Origin of the sequence: Pukyongiella litopenaei (assembly GCF_003008555.2) — a bacterium.
Classification (GTDB): Bacteria; Pseudomonadota; Alphaproteobacteria; order Rhodobacterales; family Rhodobacteraceae; genus Pukyongiella; species Pukyongiella litopenaei.
On sequence record NZ_CP027665.1, the window covers coordinates 351830 to 365919 of the forward strand.

A 14090-nucleotide genomic window follows, 5' to 3' on the forward strand; every position below is an offset into this window, starting at 1 on the left:
AATCCGGTGACAAGCCGGTTTGGAAAGAAACAAGGGGTTGCGGCGGAAGCCGCAACCCCTTGTCTTTTATGAAACTTTTGGCTCCGGCGGTAGGGATCGAACCTACGACCAATTGATTAACAGTCAACTGCTCTACCGCTGAGCTACGCCGGAACGGTTCGCGCCGTATAGCAACCCCGAATTGCCGCGTCCAGAGGGGTCGGAGCAAAATTTTCGCGCTTTTCGCAGCTCAGCGCCGGAGCCCGAAACGGACCTCGGGTGACAGCGCTCCGAGCGGTTCGACCCGTTCGCGCACGGTGAGATCGACCAGGTGGGCAAAGACGTTGCGCGACGCGGCCGGCAACAGCGGTTCCGGTGTGTCGGTATAGATGCGCCGGGTCAGTTGCCCGGTCGTGGCCGGCCCCTCGCCGAGCCCGTTCAGGATCGACCTTTCGCGCGACAGGCGATGCCCGATCAGCCAGTCGAGCCGGCCGGCCGGGTCCGTGATCGGTGCGCCGTGGCCCGCATGAAACACCGACCAGTCACGCCCGCGCAGCCGGCGGCAGGACGCCATGAAATCCGTCAGGTCGCCATCGGGGGGCGATACCAGTGAACTGGCCCATCCCATGACGTGATCGCCCACGAAACAGATCTCGCCCCAGGCCAGGGCGATATGGTTGCCGATATGGCCGGGGGTATGGATCACCTCCAGCGCCCAGTCCCCGGTTTCGATCCGGTCCCCGTCGGCAAGCCTCCGGTCGGGCAGAAATCCCGTGTCGATCCCCTCGCCTCCTCCGGTCATGCCACCGGCCGCCAGATCGGCCATCACGGCGCTGCGACCGGCAACGGCATCGCCAAAGGCCAGCACCGGCGTGCCGGACCGCTCCGCCAGCGGACGGGCCAGCGGCGAGTGATCGGTATGGGTATGGGTCACGATGACATGGCTGATCCGCTGCCCCGGCGTCACCGCCGAGAGGATCGCTTCGAGATGCGCCCCGGCCATCGGCCCCGGATCGATCACCGCCAGGTCCCTATCGCCGACAAGGTAGGTGTTGGTGCCGCGATAGGTCATCGGAGACGGGTTCGGCGCCACGATCCGCCGCAGCCCCGGCGACAGTGTTACCGGTTGCCCCACAGGCGGGTCGAAATCGTCCGGCGGCTGGGTCATCGCTCTTTTTCTCCTACCTGTGGCCAGCTAGATTTAGCCCATGCAATTCGGATGGTTCAAACAGTATGTGCCGCGCGGGATCTATGCCCGCGCGGCGCTGATCATCGTGCTGCCGGTCGTTGTGGTGCAACTGGCGGTTTCGGTGGTTTTCATCCGCCGCCACCTCGAAGACGTCACCTCGCAGATGACCAGCACCCTGGTGCGCGAACTCGACGTGATCGCCGGGTTCGCCGCGGCCGCGGATTCGCGCGACGAAGCGATGGACGCGATGCAGCCGATCCTGGTCACGCTCCATATCAACGCGCGGTTCGTGCGGCGAGCCGACATCCCTTCGCGGGACCGGATCCGCTGGTACGACTATTCGGGCCGGGTCGTCCGGGCCACCCTGCGCAACGACCTGCCGGACGTTCTGGCGGTGATCCAGCCCGATGACCGGGTGGTGCATCTGTTCGTGGACAGCGACCTGGGACCGGTGCAGATCAGCTTCAACCGCCGCAGGGTTTCCGCCGCCGCCCCGCATCAGCTGTTCGTGACCATGCTGTTCTTTGGCGGGGTGATGACGCTGATCGCCTATGTCTACATGCGCAATCAGCTGCGGCCGATCAAGAAACTGGCCGAAGCGGCGGAAGCGTTCGGGCGGGGGCGTTCCGTCCCCTACGCGGCGCGCGGGGCGCTCGAGGTGCGCACCGCGGGCAACGCCTTTCTCGACATGCGCAACCGGATCGAACGGCAGATCGAACAGCGGACCATGATGCTGTCCGGGGTCAGCCATGACCTGCGCACGCCGCTCACCCGGCTGCGGCTCGGCCTGTCGCTGATCGACGAGGACGACGCCGGCCCGATGCTCAGGGACGTGGACGAGATGCAGGCGCTGCTCGATGCCTTTCTCGATTTTGCCCGTGGCGCCGCCGAAGGCGATCCCGAGCGGATCGACCCGATCTCGCTGGCGCGGTCCGTGGTCGAGGACGCGCAACGGCTGGGCCGGCCGGTAAGCCTGGCGACCGTCGAGGGGACCGGCACCGTGAACCTGCGCCCGGTGGCGCTGCGCCGGGCGCTCGAGAACCTGATCGGCAACGCGGTGCGCTATGGCACGCGGGCCGAGGTTTCGGTGACGCTGACCGAAAAATCCCTGCGGTTCCGGGTCGAGGATGACGGGCCGGGCATCGCGGCCGAGGACCGGGCCGAGGCGGTCCGGCCGTTTTCGCGCCTCGATCCCGCGCGCAACCAGGACAAGGGCAGCGGCGTGGGTCTGGGTCTGGCGATCGTGTCGGACATCGCGCGCGCCCATGGCGGCGTGCTGCGGCTGGGCACGAGCGACCGGCTGGGCGGCCTGATGGCGGATATCGTGATCGGCCGCTGACCGTCGTCCCTTCCCGCCCAGCCCGCCCCTTCTTGCCCAGCCCGGCAGACCTCTGCCCGCAGCACAAACGCGCATTGATCCGGGCCACAACAATTGGTAACAAATTCTTACCAAATTCGGAGAACCTCCCCATGCCCGTGATCACCTGTATCGAGGACCTGCGCCGCATCTATGAACGCCGGGTGCCGCGGATGTTCTACGACTATGCGGAATCGGGCAGCTGGACCGAACAGACCTTTCGCGAGAACAGCTCAGATTTCGACAAGATCCGGCTGCGTCAGCGGGTTGCGGTGGACATGTCGGGGCGGACGACCGCGTCGCGGATGATCGGACAGGACGTGGCCATGCCGGTCGCGCTGGCGCCGGTGGGGCTGACGGGGATGCAGCACGCCGATGGCGAGATCAAGGCCGCCAGGGCCGCCGAGGAATTCGGCGTGCCCTTTACCCTGTCCACCATGTCGATCAATTCGATCGAAGACGTGGCCGAGGCGACCGGCAAACCCTTCTGGTTCCAACTCTACACGATGAAGGACGAGGATTATGTGGGCCGGCTGATCCAGCGGGCCAAGGATGCGAAATGTTCCGCGCTGGTGATCACGCTCGACCTGCAGATCCTCGGCCAGCGGCACAAGGATCTCAAGAACGGCCTGTCCGCGCCGCCGAAACTCACCCCCCGGACGATTGCCAACCTGATGACCAAATGGTCCTGGGGGATCGGGATGCTGGGCGCCAGCCGGCGGGAATTTGGAAACATCGTCGGTCATGTCGAAGGCATCTCGGACGCCTCCAGTCTCGGCGCATGGACTGCCGAGCAATTCGACCCGACGCTGGACTGGGGCAAGATCGGCACGCTGATGGAACAATGGGGCGGCAAGGTGATCCTCAAGGGCATCCTTGATGCCGAAGACGCGAAGATGGCCGCGAAACTTGGCGCCGATGCCATCATCGTGTCCAACCATGGCGGGCGGCAACTGGATGGCGCGCTGAGCTCGATCCGGATGCTGCCGTCGATCATGGACGCGGTCGGCGGCGACATCGAGGTCCATCTCGACAGCGGCATCCGGTCGGGGCAGGACGTTCTCAAGGCGCTGGCGCTGGGGGCGACCGGCACCTATATCGGCCGCGCCTTCGTCTATGGGCTGGGCGCGATGGGGCAACGGGGCGTGCGCACCGCGCTGGAGGTGATCGAGCGCGAACTGGACCTGACCATGGCGCTGTGCGGCGAACAGTCGGTGCAGGCGCTGGGGCGGCACAACCTGCTGGTGCCCGAGGATTTCGAGGGCCGCTGGCAGAACTGACCCGGTTGCGCTAGATCGGGGCCATGCTGGTATTCTCGGCACAGAAACTCGCGTTCATCGCCGTGCCCAAGACGGGCACGACCGCAATCGAGATGGCGCTGCGGCCACGCGCCGACATCATCTTTGGCAAGCACCGCAAGCATATGACCGCGCGCCGGTTCCACAGCCGAATCGCGCCGTTTCTGGCCGATGTGTTCGATCTGCGCCCCGAGGTCTTTGCCGTGATGCGCGACCCCGAGGAACAGATCCGCAGCTGGTATCGCTACCGCCGCCGCGACGGCCTGACCCGGGACGACCACAGCACCGATGCGATCTGTTTCGACCGGTTCGTGCTGGACGTGATCGCCGACGACCCGCCCCCGCATGCAGGCATCGGCAGCCAGTGGAACATGCTCACCGGGCCGCGCGACGCGGTGCTGGTCACGCATCTGTTCGCCTATGAATCGCAGCCGCTGCTGCTGGAATTCCTGCGCGACCGGTTCGGCGAGGTCATCGTGCCGAAACGCAAGAACGTATCGCCACCCGCCGATGCGCCGCTGTCGCCCGAGATACGGGACCGGCTGCGCGCATCGCGCGCACGGGAATTCGCGCTCTACGACCGGTTGCGGGACGCTGGCGGACATCTGCGCACCGCTGTCGGCGAGGCGTCCTGATCCCCCTTTTCATCGCGGCCAAGCTGGTCTATATGCGCAGCCTTCACCGCGGGGTTACAGCCTTGGAGGAACCCCGCCCCAATCTTGGAGAATACCCATGGCAGGAGAGATCCCTGATCTCATCGCCCAGGAACGGACGGGGACAGGCAAGGGCGCCGCTCGTCAGGCGCGCCGCGCCGGTCTGGTTCCGGGCATCGTGTTCGGCGGCGAGAACGACCCGCTCCCGATCACCATTCCGTTCAACGACTTGCTGACCCGCCTCAGGAAGGGCCGGTTCAAGTCCACGCTGTTCAACCTGAAGGTCGACGGTCACGACGACGTGCGGGTGATCTGCCGCGACGTGCAGCGCGACGTGGTCAAGGACCTGCCGACGCATGTCGATTTCATGCGCCTGCGCCGGACCACCAAGATCAACCTGTTCATCCCGGTCGAATTCATCAATGACGAACAGGCCCCCGGTCTCAAGCGTGGCGGCGTTCTGACCGTCGTTCGCCCCGAGGTCGAACTGGTCGTCACCGCCGCCGACATCCCGGAAAAGATCACCGTCGATCTGACCGGGCTGGATATCGGCGACGTCGTCACCATTTCCGCGGTCGATCTGCCCGCGGGCGCCAAGCCGACCATCGACCGTGATTTCGTGATCGCGAACATCTCGGCACCATCGGGCCTGCGTTCGGCCGACAACGAAGATGACGGCGATGCCGCCGCCGAGGTCGAAACCGAGGTGGAAGCCACCGAAGACTGATCATGCGGCATTGACTGCAGGATCGCGGGGCCCCGATGCGGGCCCCGTTTTCGTTCCGGCAACTGGAATCGCGCACCGATTTCCGGCATCAAGGGCGCAATCGCAGGCAAATGGGGAACGCCGTGAAACTCATCGTCGGCCTTGGCAATCCCGGTTCGAAATACGCGCGCAACCGGCACAATATCGGCTTCATGGCCGTGGATCGCATCGCGGCGGACCACGGGTTCGGCCCGTGGCGGCCCCGGTTCCAGGGCCAGCTGTCCGAAGGCCGGCTCGGCTCGGAAAAGGTGCTGCTGCTGAAACCGGGCACCTTCATGAACCGGTCCGGGCAGTCCGTCGGCGAAGCGATGCGGTTCTTCAGGCTCGATCCCGACGATGTCATCGTCCTGCATGACGAATTGGATCTGGCCCCCGGCAAGGCGCGGGTGAAACAGGGCGGCGGTCATGCGGGCCATAACGGGCTGCGGTCGCTGCATGCCCATATCGGCGACGCCTATGGCCGCGTGCGGCTGGGCATCGGCCATCCCGGCCGCAAGGAACTGGTGGCGGGGTATGTGCTGCATGACTTTGCCCGCGCCGACGAGACCTGGCTCGACGATCTGCTGCGTGGCATCTCGGACGGGGCGCCGCATCTGGCCCGGGGCGATGGCGGCAAGTTCATGAACGCCGTTGCATTGCGCACCGCGCCGCCCCGATCCTCGGCAGGCACCGCCGGGAATACCGCGCCCAGGGCCGCGGGCGGAACCACCACGCAACCTGCGCCCGCCCCCGAACCCGCACCCGAACCTGACGAGCGGTCACCGCTGCAGAAGCTGGCCGACCGCTTCCGCTGACCCCCGCCCCCAGCCCCTGCCGTCACGTTGCCTTTGCGCCCCGGCCGCGACCGGGGCATTGTGCGGCAACGGGACAGGGGACAAATCCATGCGAACATTCGGAAAATGGCTGGGGCGGCTGCTGCTGGTCCTGATTCTCGCCGGTGCGGCGGGCTGGTTTTGGAAAGGTGACGAGGTCAAACGCCTGCTGGCGGTCAACTCGCTCTTTGCCGCGGACAAGATCGTGTGGAATTTCTCGCATATGGATCAACTGTTCCTGACCGCGCCCCTGCCGCGCGGCGACGGGCCGGTCAGCGAATTGCCGCAGGGCGACCCGGCCCCCCTGCCCGCCGAAGCCGCCGCCTGGATCGAGGACCGCGCGGTGACATCCCTGCTGGTGCTGCAGGACGGCGCGATCCGTCACGAATCCTACCATCTCGGCACCGGCCCCGAGGATCGCCGGATTTCCTGGTCGATCGCCAAGAGCTACCTGTCCGCCCTGCTGGGCGTCCTGCTCGAGGACGGGGCCATTGACTCGATCGACGAGCCGGTGGTGACTTATGCGCCGGCCCTCATCGGCAGCGCCTATGAGACCGCGAGCATCCGCAACGTCCTGAACATGGCCAGCGGTGTCGTGTTCGACGAGGACTACATGGACGCCGGTTCGGACATCAACCGGATGGGGCGGGAGGTGGCCCTGGGCGGCACGCTGGATGCGTTCACCGCCAGCTTTGCCGACAGTTTCGCCGCGCCGGGCGAAGCCTGGCAATATGTCTCGATCGACACCCATGTGATCGGCATGGTGATCCGGGGCGCGACCGGCCAGAGCGTGACCGACCTGCTGGACGACAGGATCCTGAAGCCGCTCGGCATGGAGCAGGATGGCTATTACCTCACCGATGGCGAAGGCGTGGCCTTCGTGCTCGGCGGGCTCAACTTCACCACCCGCGACTATGCTCGGTTCGGCCAGATGATCCTGCAGGACGGCGAATATGGCGGGCGGCAGGTGGTGCCGGCGGGCTGGGTCGCGGCCTCGACGGCCCCCTCTGCCCCCACCGCCGAGGGCAAGATCCGCTATGGCTATCAATGGTGGATACCGCGGGATGCGCGTCCCGGGGAAGTCCTTGGCCGTGGCGTCTATGGCCAGTATCTTTATATTGACCGAACCCAGGGGGTGCTGATCGTGGCGACCGCGGCGGACCGCAAGTTCCGCGACCCCGGCGTGTCGCGCGCCAATATCGAGATGTTCCGCCGGATCGCGGACGGTCTTTGATCGGAACGGATTGCAACATGGGTGGTGACCGGACCATGCCACAGGACAGGCTGATCTCGGCCTTCGACCGGCAGGCCCGGGCCTGCGCCGTGCTCGGTTCGCCATTCATGGCGCGGCTGATGACATTGCTTGCAGAGCATTGGCCGGAAACCGGCCCGTTGAACGAGACCTGCGCGGACTGGCCGGGCGATCCCGGCCCCAGCGGCGCTTCGTTGCCGTTGCGGATCGCGGGCGGGCTGCATGCGCTGGTCTTGCAGGGCCGCGACCCGGAGCTGACCGCCGCCTACCCGCCGCATGACCCCGAGGAAGACGCGCTGGTATCGGCCATCCTGGGGGCGCTCGACCGGCATCGCGATTTCCTGATCGACTGGATCACATCGCCGCCGCAGACCAACGAAACCGGCCGCAGCGCGGTTCTGATCCCGACCGCCCACCTGCTGGCCCGCCGTTTCGGGCTGCCGCTGACCGTCAGCGAACTGGGGGCCAGCGGCGGGCTCAACCTGAATTTCGACCGGTTTGCGCTGACTGCAGGGACCCGCACCCTGGGGCCAGCCGACCCCGTGATCACCCTGAGCCCGGACTGGACGGGGGAAGCCCCCGCTCCCGCACAGCCGGTGATCGCCGACCGGCGCGGCGTCGATCTGCGCCCGCTCGATCCGCGAAACCCGCGCGATGCCCTGAGGTTGTTGGCCTATCTCTGGCCGGACCAGCCCGCGCGGATCGCACGCACCCGCGCGGTGATCGCGGCCCATGATGCCCCGGTCGATGCGGGCGACGCGATCGGCTGGCTGGACCGGCGCCTGCGCGCGGCGGGGTCCGGCACCTGCCATCTGGTCTATACCACCATCGCGTGGCAGTATTTCCCCGCCGATGCCCGGGCGCGCGGGCAGGCCATGATCGAAGCGACCGGCGCACGGGCCGATGATCGGAGACCGCTGGCCTGGTTTGCCATGGAAAGCGACGGCACCGACGATGGCGCGGCGCTGACGCTCAGATTGTGGCCGGGGAACGAGAGGCTCGACCTCGGCCGGGCGGGATATCACGGCGAATGGGTCCGGTGGGAGCACCGGGAGGAGAGGCGCGATGGAACCGGATGAAAGCCTGAACGTGTTTGGCGGTGCGCTCGAACCCTGTTCGATGACGCCTGTGACGGGGTTCTTCCGCGACGGGTATTGCAACACCTGTGCCGCCGACCAGGGCAGCCACACGGTCTGTGCGGTGATGACGGCCGAGTTTCTCGCCTATTCGAAATATGTCGGAAACGATCTCAGCACGGCGCGGCCCGAGTTCCATTTCACCGGGCTGAAGCCCGGGGACCACTGGTGCCTGTGCGCGGCGCGGTTCCTGCAGGCCCATGACGAAGGCTGTGCGCCAAAGGTGAATGTCGCTGCCACCCATATCCGCGCCCTCGAAATCGTCCCCCTCGACGTGCTGCGCCGCCACGCGATCGACGCCTGAGCGTCCATCTCGCGTGGGGCTCCCGCCCCCGAAACCGCCTTGCTGTCGCAAGACGGTCTACGGCGTTGGGCCGGGCCGCGCGCCCGCAGGGCGCGCGGCCCGGCCCAACCGGCGGAACGGCATCTCAGATGCCGGACGGCGGGCGGGAGCCTTTGCTACCCGCGTTGTCAGTCGCTGTCGCCCATGTCGAAACCGAGCGCCCGGGCGACGGTGAAGATATCCTTGTCGCCGCGTCCGCACATGTTCATGCAGATCAGGTGATCGGCCGGCAGGTCCGGTGCGATCTTCATCACATGCGCGAGCGCGTGCGACGGCTCCAGCGCCGGAATGATCCCTTCGAGCGTGCAGCTGAGCTGGAAGGCTTCCAGTGCCTCGGCATCGGTGATCGCCACATATTCAGCGCGGCCCACATCGTGCAGCCAGGAATGTTCGGGCCCGATCCCCGGATAGTCCAGCCCGGCGGAGATCGAGAAGCCTTCCAGAATCTGCCCGTCATCGTCCTGCAGCAGATATGTCCGGTTGCCGTGCAGCACACCGGGTCGCCCGCCGGTGAGAGACGCGCAATGCTGCATGTCGTCATTCACGCCCTTGCCCCCGGCCTCGACACCGATGATCCGCACGCTGTCGTCGTCGAGGAAGGGATAGAACAGCCCCATCGCGTTCGACCCGCCACCGATCGCGGCGATGATCGTGTCGGGCAGCCGGCCCTCGGCCTTTTGCATCTGCTCTTTGGCTTCCTTGCCGATGATCGACTGGAAATCGCGCACCATCGCCGGATAGGGATGCGGCCCGGCCACCGTGCCGATGCAGTAGAACGTGTCGCGCACATGGGTCACCCAGTCGCGCAGGGCGTCGTTCATCGCGTCCTTGAGCGTGCCTCTGCCGCTCGTCACCGGGATCACCTCGGCCCCCAGCAGCCGCATCCGGAACACGTTGGGCGCCTGGCGTTCAACGTCATGGGCCCCCATGTAGACGACGCATTTCAGGCCGAACTTGGCACAGACGGTCGCGGTCGCGACCCCGTGCTGGCCGGCGCCGGTTTCGGCGATGATCCGGGTCTTGCCCATGCGCCGCGCCAGGATGATCTGGCCCAGCACGTTGTTGATCTTGTGCGCGCCGGTATGGTTCAACTCGTCGCGCTTCAGATAGATTTTCGCCCCGCCCAGGTGTTCGGTCAGGCGCTCGGCGAAATAGAGCGGACTGGGCCGGCCCACATAATGGGTCCACAGGTCGTTCATCTCGGCCCAGAAGGCCGGGTCGGTCTTTGCCTTCTCGTATTCTTCTTCCAGCGACAGGATCAGCGGCATCAGCGTTTCGCTGACAAAACGGCCCCCGAAGATGCCGAACCGGCCGTTTTCGTCCGGGCCGGACATGAAGGAGTTGAGAAGATCGTCGGCCATTGTCGGTGCCTCCCGTTGCGGTTTCATCGTCCTAAGACGCGGGCGGCGGAAGGGCAAGCCACCGGGAACCCGGCGGCACGCCCGCCGCGCCGGTCGCACCGGAATTCAGGCCAGCGCGGCCTGCACGAAGGACCGGATCAACCCGGCATCCTTCACGCCGCGGGCCGCTTCCACCCCCGAGGACACATCGACCTGGCGCGCACCCGTCAGCCGCACCGCCTCGGCGACATTGTCGGGCGTCAGCCCGCCGGCGAGCATCCAGGGCACCGGCCAGCGCCGGCCCGCGATCAGCCGCCAGTCAAAGGCCAGCCCGTTCCCGCCCGGAAGATCCGCGCCCTTCGGCGGCTTGGTATCGACGAGGATCTGGTCGGCCACCCTGGCATAGGTGTCGAGCGCCGGCAGGTCCGCCGCATCCGCCACCCCGACCACCTTCATCACCGGCAATCCGTATCGCGCCCGGACCTCGCGCACGCGCTCCGGGGTTTCCTGCCCGTGAAGCTGCACCATGTCGAGCGGCACCGCGTCGACGATCTCGTCGAGCTGGGCATCGGAGGCATCGACCACCAGCGCCACCTTTGCCAGCCCCGCCGGGGCCGCCAGCGCGAGATCGCGGGCCACCGCCGGGCTGACATAGCGCGGGCTTTTGGGAAAGAAGTTCAGGCCGCAATAGGCGGCCCCGGCGGCGGCCGTCGCCGTCACATCCTCGGGCCGCGTCAGCCCGCAGATCTTGACCCGGATACCGGATGGCATGGGATCAGCCGGTCGAATCGAGGATTGCCAGCACCTCGTCCTTGTCGCCGTGCCGTTCGTCCTTCAGCCGCCCCACTTCACGCTCCAGCCGGCGAACCTCGCGGCCCTTCGCGCCGATCTCGCGGCGATGCTTGTGCTCACGCAGCCATTCCCAGACGAACCCCAGGATGACGCCGGTCGCGATGCCACCCAGCACCACCACAAAGAGCGGCAGGGTGATGGCATGGCTGCCGCCCAGCAGCCCGGACAGCGCCTCGGGAACGAGGTTCAGCGTCACCGCGCCGCGATTGGCGAGTGACACCGAGATCAGGACCAGCCCCAGCCCCCCAAGAATGGCATAGCGAACATATCGCATCGGGTTACCTTCCGTTCAAACGATCCCGCAGCAGCTTGCCGGACTTGAAGAACGGCACATGCTTTTCCTCGACCTGCACGGTTTCGCCGGTGCGCGGGTTCCGTCCCACCCGCGCGTCGCGCTTCTTTACCGAAAACGCGCCGAATCCGCGCAGTTCGACCCTTTCCCCGCGTTCCATCGCGCGCACCATTTCCTCGAAAACGGTGTTCACAATCCGCTCCACATCGCGTTGATAGAGATGCGGGTTTTCGTCGGCGATAATCTGGATCAATTCCGATCGGATCATGGTCTGGCCCCTCCCAAGGCGCTCGCGGCTCCGGCTTGGCGGTTTCGGTTAACTATAGATAGAATCGAAACGATCTGGAACAGCAACCATGCGGCAGCGCGCAGAAAATCCGCCCTTCGCCGGACCTTGGCGCGTGCCCCGGGCATCAAGGCCGCTGTCACCGCGCGCAGGACGGGCCGGCGGGAGACGGCGCCCTGCCCCGATTCGGAACGAAAAACGGCCCCGCGCAGATGCGCGGGGCCGCAGGTTTCTCCCCCGAGGGGGAAGAGGATCAGTCGCCCGATTTCAGGGCGGCGCCCAGGATATCACCCAGCGACGCACCCGAATCCGACGAACCATACTGCTCGACGGCTTCTTTTTCCTCGGCAATCTCGCGGGCCTTGATCGACAGGCCCAGACGGCGGGTCTTGCTGTCGACATTGGTCACGCGCACATCGACCTTGTCACCGACCGAGAACCGCTCGGGGCGCTGTTCGGAACGGTCGCGCGACAGGTCCGAGCGGCGGATGAAGGACTTCATGCCCTCGTATTCCACCTCGATGCCGCCATCTTCGATCGCGGTCACGTTCACGGTGATGATCGAACCGCGCTTCACGCCGCCCACGGCTTCGGCGAACTTGTCGCCGCCCACAGCCTTGATCGACAGCGAAATGCGTTCCTTGTCGGTGTCCACCTCGGACACCACCGCCTGGACCATGTCGCCCTTGCGGTAGTTCTGGATCGCATCCTCGCCGCGCTCGTCCCAGCTGAGGTCCGACAGGTGCACCATGCCGTCGATATCGCCCGGCAGGCCCACGAACAGGCCGAACTCGGTGATGTTCTTGACCTCGCCTTCGACCACGGTCCCCGAGGGGTGGGTTTCGGCGAACACTTCCCACGGGTTGCGCATGGTCTGTTTCAGACCCAGCGAGACCCGGCGCTTGGCACCGTCGATTTCCAGCACCATCACGTCCACCTCCTGCGAGGTCGACACGATCTTGCCCGGATGCACGTTCTTCTTGGTCCAACTCATTTCGCTGACATGGACCAGGCCTTCGACACCGGGTTCCAGTTCGACGAACGCACCGTAATCGGTGATGTTGGTCACGCGACCCTTGTGCACCGAGGCCAGCGGATACTTGGCGCCAACCAGGTCCCACGGATCTTCCTGCAGCTGCTTCATGCCCAGGCTGATACGGTGGGTTTCCTTGTTGATCTTGATGACCTGAACCTTGACGGTCTCGCCGATCGACAGGATCTCGGAGGGGTGGTTGACACGGCGCCAGGCCATGTCGGTGACGTGCAGCAGGCCGTCCACACCACCCAGATCGACGAAGGCGCCGTATTCGGTGATGTTCTTGACCACGCCGTCGACCGCGTCGCCTTCGCTCAGGCGGGCGATGACCTCGGCGCGCTGCTCGGCACGCGATTCTTCGAGGATGGCGCGGCGCGACACCACGATGTTGCCACGACGGCGGTCCATCTTGAGGATCTGGAACGGCTGTTTCAGACCCATCAGCGGGCCGGCATCGCGCACGGGGCGCACATCGACCTGAGAGCCGGGCAGGAACGCCACGGCGCCGCCCAGATCGACGGTGAAGCCACCCTTGACGCGGCCGAAGATCGCGCCTTCGACACGCTGGTCGTCGGCATAGGCCTTCTCGAGCCGGTCCCATGCCTCTTCGCGGCGGGCCATTTCACGGCTGATGACTGCTTCGCCACGGGCGTTCTCGGCGGCGCGCAGATAGACCTCGACCTCGTCGCCGGGCGCGATTTCCGGCGCTTCACCGGGGTTGGCGAATTCCTTGAGTTCGACACGGCCTTCCATCTTGTAGCCCACGTCGATGATGGCCTGGCCCGCCTCGATGGCGATGACCTTGCCCTTGACGACGGAGCCTTCGGTGGGGGTGTCCATTTCGAAGCTTTCATTGAGGAGGGCTTCGAATTCCTCCATGGATGCGTTGTGAGCCATGTGGCCTAGGGTTTCCTTTTACATCATGTTGCTGGCCGCGCGGTTGTCTCCGCGGGTCTCTGTTTCTGTTGTGCCGCAAAGACGCAAAAAACGAAGGGTCGGTTGCAACCGACCCTGCCCCTTGCGCCCCTGTTGCGGGTGTAGCCCCCGCATCGACGCGCTGCGTATAGGCGGAATGAGGGTATTTGGCAAGCCCGCACGCACCGATCCGGTTCCGTGCGGGCGGATTGACGCCTCAGCCGAACCCCGGATCGTCGAAACCGAGCGGCACGGTGAAACCGAAACTCGGATCCTCGAACCCGGTCCCGCCGGGGATCACCGGATCGACATGCATGCCCCGAGGCATCGCGCCATCACCGATCCAGAATTCGCCGGTTCCCATCTGGCTCTCGCCGTCGATATCGGGGATCTTCAACATATCCTGATCGGTGTCGATGGTTCTGAAAACAAAGCGGTCCATGAAATCGTTCCCTGTCTGCTGCGTCCTGATCGTTCCGGCCCGGCACCGCGCCGATCCGATGGGACCACGCTAGCGGCCACGCGGCGGGCCGGGCAGTCAGGTATTCTATACGGGGAAAATTCCGGGATTTCCGTCAGTTCCG

The 14090-nt window shown here is 65.9% G+C and carries 15 protein-coding genes and 1 tRNA gene; 8 read left to right on the forward strand and 8 right to left on the reverse strand.

The features are described from left to right. Positions 1-78: 78 nt before the first annotated feature. Together C6Y53_RS01750 and C6Y53_RS01755 are read right to left on the reverse strand one after the other, a co-directional pair. Positions 79-153 (reverse strand) — tRNA-Asn (locus C6Y53_RS01750). Positions 154-229: 76 nt separating this feature from the next. Then, on the reverse strand, positions 230-1147 hold the full coding sequence (locus C6Y53_RS01755; RefSeq protein WP_106470862.1) for an MBL fold metallo-hydrolase: 918 nt from the start codon (positions 1145-1147) through the stop codon (positions 230-232). Positions 1148-1187: 40 nt separating this feature from the next. Here C6Y53_RS01755 and C6Y53_RS01760 point away from each other — a divergent pair, with 40 nt between their 5' ends. The 8 genes from C6Y53_RS01760 (at position 1188) to C6Y53_RS01795 (ending at position 8746) form a co-directional block, all read left to right on the forward strand. Beyond that, entirely contained in the window at positions 1188-2507 is a 1320-nt protein-coding gene (locus C6Y53_RS01760) for an ATP-binding protein (RefSeq protein ID WP_106470863.1), read from the forward strand. 131 nt (positions 2508-2638) lie between these two features. After that, the gene (locus C6Y53_RS01765; RefSeq protein WP_106470864.1) at positions 2639-3805 is read left to right on the forward strand and encodes an alpha-hydroxy acid oxidase; all 1167 of its coding nucleotides are present in this window, start codon (positions 2639-2641) and stop codon (positions 3803-3805) included. Positions 3806-3828: 23 nt separating this feature from the next. After that, the gene (locus tag C6Y53_RS01770) at positions 3829-4458 is read left to right on the forward strand and encodes a hypothetical protein (protein WP_106470865.1); all 630 of its coding nucleotides are present in this window, start codon (positions 3829-3831) and stop codon (positions 4456-4458) included. 97 nt (positions 4459-4555) lie between these two features. Further along, positions 4556-5203: a 50S ribosomal protein L25/general stress protein Ctc gene (locus C6Y53_RS01775; RefSeq protein ID WP_106470866.1), complete on the forward strand. Its 648-nt coding sequence runs from the start codon at positions 4556-4558 to the stop codon at positions 5201-5203. Positions 5204-5325: 122 nt separating this feature from the next. Continuing rightward, on the forward strand, positions 5326-6036 hold the full coding sequence (gene pth / locus C6Y53_RS01780) for an aminoacyl-tRNA hydrolase (protein ID WP_106473904.1): 711 nt from the start codon (positions 5326-5328) through the stop codon (positions 6034-6036). Between the two features lie 88 nt (positions 6037-6124). Then, a complete protein-coding gene (locus C6Y53_RS01785; RefSeq protein ID WP_106470867.1) occupies positions 6125-7288 on the forward strand; it encodes a serine hydrolase domain-containing protein in 1164 nt (387 codons plus the stop codon). Positions 7289-7323: 35 nt separating this feature from the next. After that, a complete protein-coding gene (locus C6Y53_RS01790; RefSeq protein ID WP_106470868.1) occupies positions 7324-8385 on the forward strand; it encodes a DUF2332 domain-containing protein in 1062 nt (353 codons plus the stop codon). Beyond that, a complete protein-coding gene (locus C6Y53_RS01795) occupies positions 8372-8746 on the forward strand; it encodes a DUF2237 family protein (RefSeq protein WP_106470869.1) in 375 nt (124 codons plus the stop codon). The genes C6Y53_RS01790 and C6Y53_RS01795 overlap by 14 nt, the downstream gene beginning before the upstream one ends. Positions 8747-8913: 167 nt before the next feature. On the opposite strand, the gene trpB is transcribed toward C6Y53_RS01795, so the two are convergent. The 6 genes from trpB to C6Y53_RS01825 all read right to left on the reverse strand — a co-directional run bounded on the left by trpB (position 8914) and on the right by C6Y53_RS01825 (position 13948). Further along, positions 8914-10146, reverse strand: a complete 1233-nt coding sequence (gene trpB, locus C6Y53_RS01800; protein ID WP_106470870.1) for a tryptophan synthase subunit beta — start codon at positions 10144-10146, stop codon at positions 8914-8916. Between the two features lie 105 nt (positions 10147-10251). Further along, positions 10252-10896 carry a phosphoribosylanthranilate isomerase gene (locus C6Y53_RS01805; RefSeq protein WP_106470871.1) on the reverse strand — a complete coding sequence of 215 codons (645 nt, stop codon included), beginning with the start codon at positions 10894-10896 and terminating at the stop codon, positions 10252-10254. 4 nt (positions 10897-10900) lie between these two features. Next, a complete protein-coding gene (locus C6Y53_RS01810; RefSeq protein WP_106470872.1) occupies positions 10901-11251 on the reverse strand; it encodes a lipopolysaccharide assembly protein LapA domain-containing protein in 351 nt (116 codons plus the stop codon). Positions 11252-11255: 4 nt separating this feature from the next. Continuing rightward, positions 11256-11537: an integration host factor subunit beta gene (gene ihfB / locus C6Y53_RS01815; protein WP_106470873.1), complete on the reverse strand. Its 282-nt coding sequence runs from the start codon at positions 11535-11537 to the stop codon at positions 11256-11258. A gap of 271 nt (positions 11538-11808) precedes the next feature. Then, complete coding sequence (gene rpsA, locus C6Y53_RS01820) at positions 11809-13488, reverse strand: 30S ribosomal protein S1 (RefSeq protein WP_106470874.1); 1680 nt, start codon at positions 13486-13488, stop codon at positions 11809-11811. A gap of 235 nt (positions 13489-13723) precedes the next feature. Further along, complete coding sequence (locus C6Y53_RS01825) at positions 13724-13948, reverse strand: hypothetical protein (protein WP_106470875.1); 225 nt, start codon at positions 13946-13948, stop codon at positions 13724-13726. Positions 13949-14090: the final 142 nt, after the last annotated feature.

Coding starts and splice junctions, on each gene's coding strand:
- C6Y53_RS01755 (WP_106470862.1), bottom strand. CDS start 1,147: ATGACCCAGCCGCCGGACGATTTCGACCCGCCTGTGGGGCAACCGGTA.
- C6Y53_RS01760 (WP_106470863.1), top strand. CDS start 1,188: ATGCAATTCGGATGGTTCAAACAGTATGTGCCGCGCGGGATCTATGCC.
- C6Y53_RS01765 (WP_106470864.1), top strand. CDS start 2,639: ATGCCCGTGATCACCTGTATCGAGGACCTGCGCCGCATCTATGAACGC.
- C6Y53_RS01770 (WP_106470865.1), top strand. CDS start 3,829: ATGCTGGTATTCTCGGCACAGAAACTCGCGTTCATCGCCGTGCCCAAG.
- C6Y53_RS01775 (WP_106470866.1), top strand. CDS start 4,556: ATGGCAGGAGAGATCCCTGATCTCATCGCCCAGGAACGGACGGGGACA.
- C6Y53_RS01785 (WP_106470867.1), top strand. CDS start 6,125: ATGCGAACATTCGGAAAATGGCTGGGGCGGCTGCTGCTGGTCCTGATT.
- C6Y53_RS01790 (WP_106470868.1), top strand. CDS start 7,324: ATGCCACAGGACAGGCTGATCTCGGCCTTCGACCGGCAGGCCCGGGCC.
- C6Y53_RS01795 (WP_106470869.1), top strand. CDS start 8,372: ATGGAACCGGATGAAAGCCTGAACGTGTTTGGCGGTGCGCTCGAACCC.
- trpB (WP_106470870.1), bottom strand. CDS start 10,146: ATGGCCGACGATCTTCTCAACTCCTTCATGTCCGGCCCGGACGAAAAC.
- C6Y53_RS01805 (WP_106470871.1), bottom strand. CDS start 10,896: ATGCCATCCGGTATCCGGGTCAAGATCTGCGGGCTGACGCGGCCCGAG.
- C6Y53_RS01810 (WP_106470872.1), bottom strand. CDS start 11,251: ATGCGATATGTTCGCTATGCCATTCTTGGGGGGCTGGGGCTGGTCCTG.
- ihfB (WP_106470873.1), bottom strand. CDS start 11,537: ATGATCCGATCGGAATTGATCCAGATTATCGCCGACGAAAACCCGCAT.
- rpsA (WP_106470874.1), bottom strand. CDS start 13,488: ATGGCTCACAACGCATCCATGGAGGAATTCGAAGCCCTCCTCAATGAA.
- C6Y53_RS01825 (WP_106470875.1), bottom strand. CDS start 13,948: ATGGACCGCTTTGTTTTCAGAACCATCGACACCGATCAGGATATGTTG.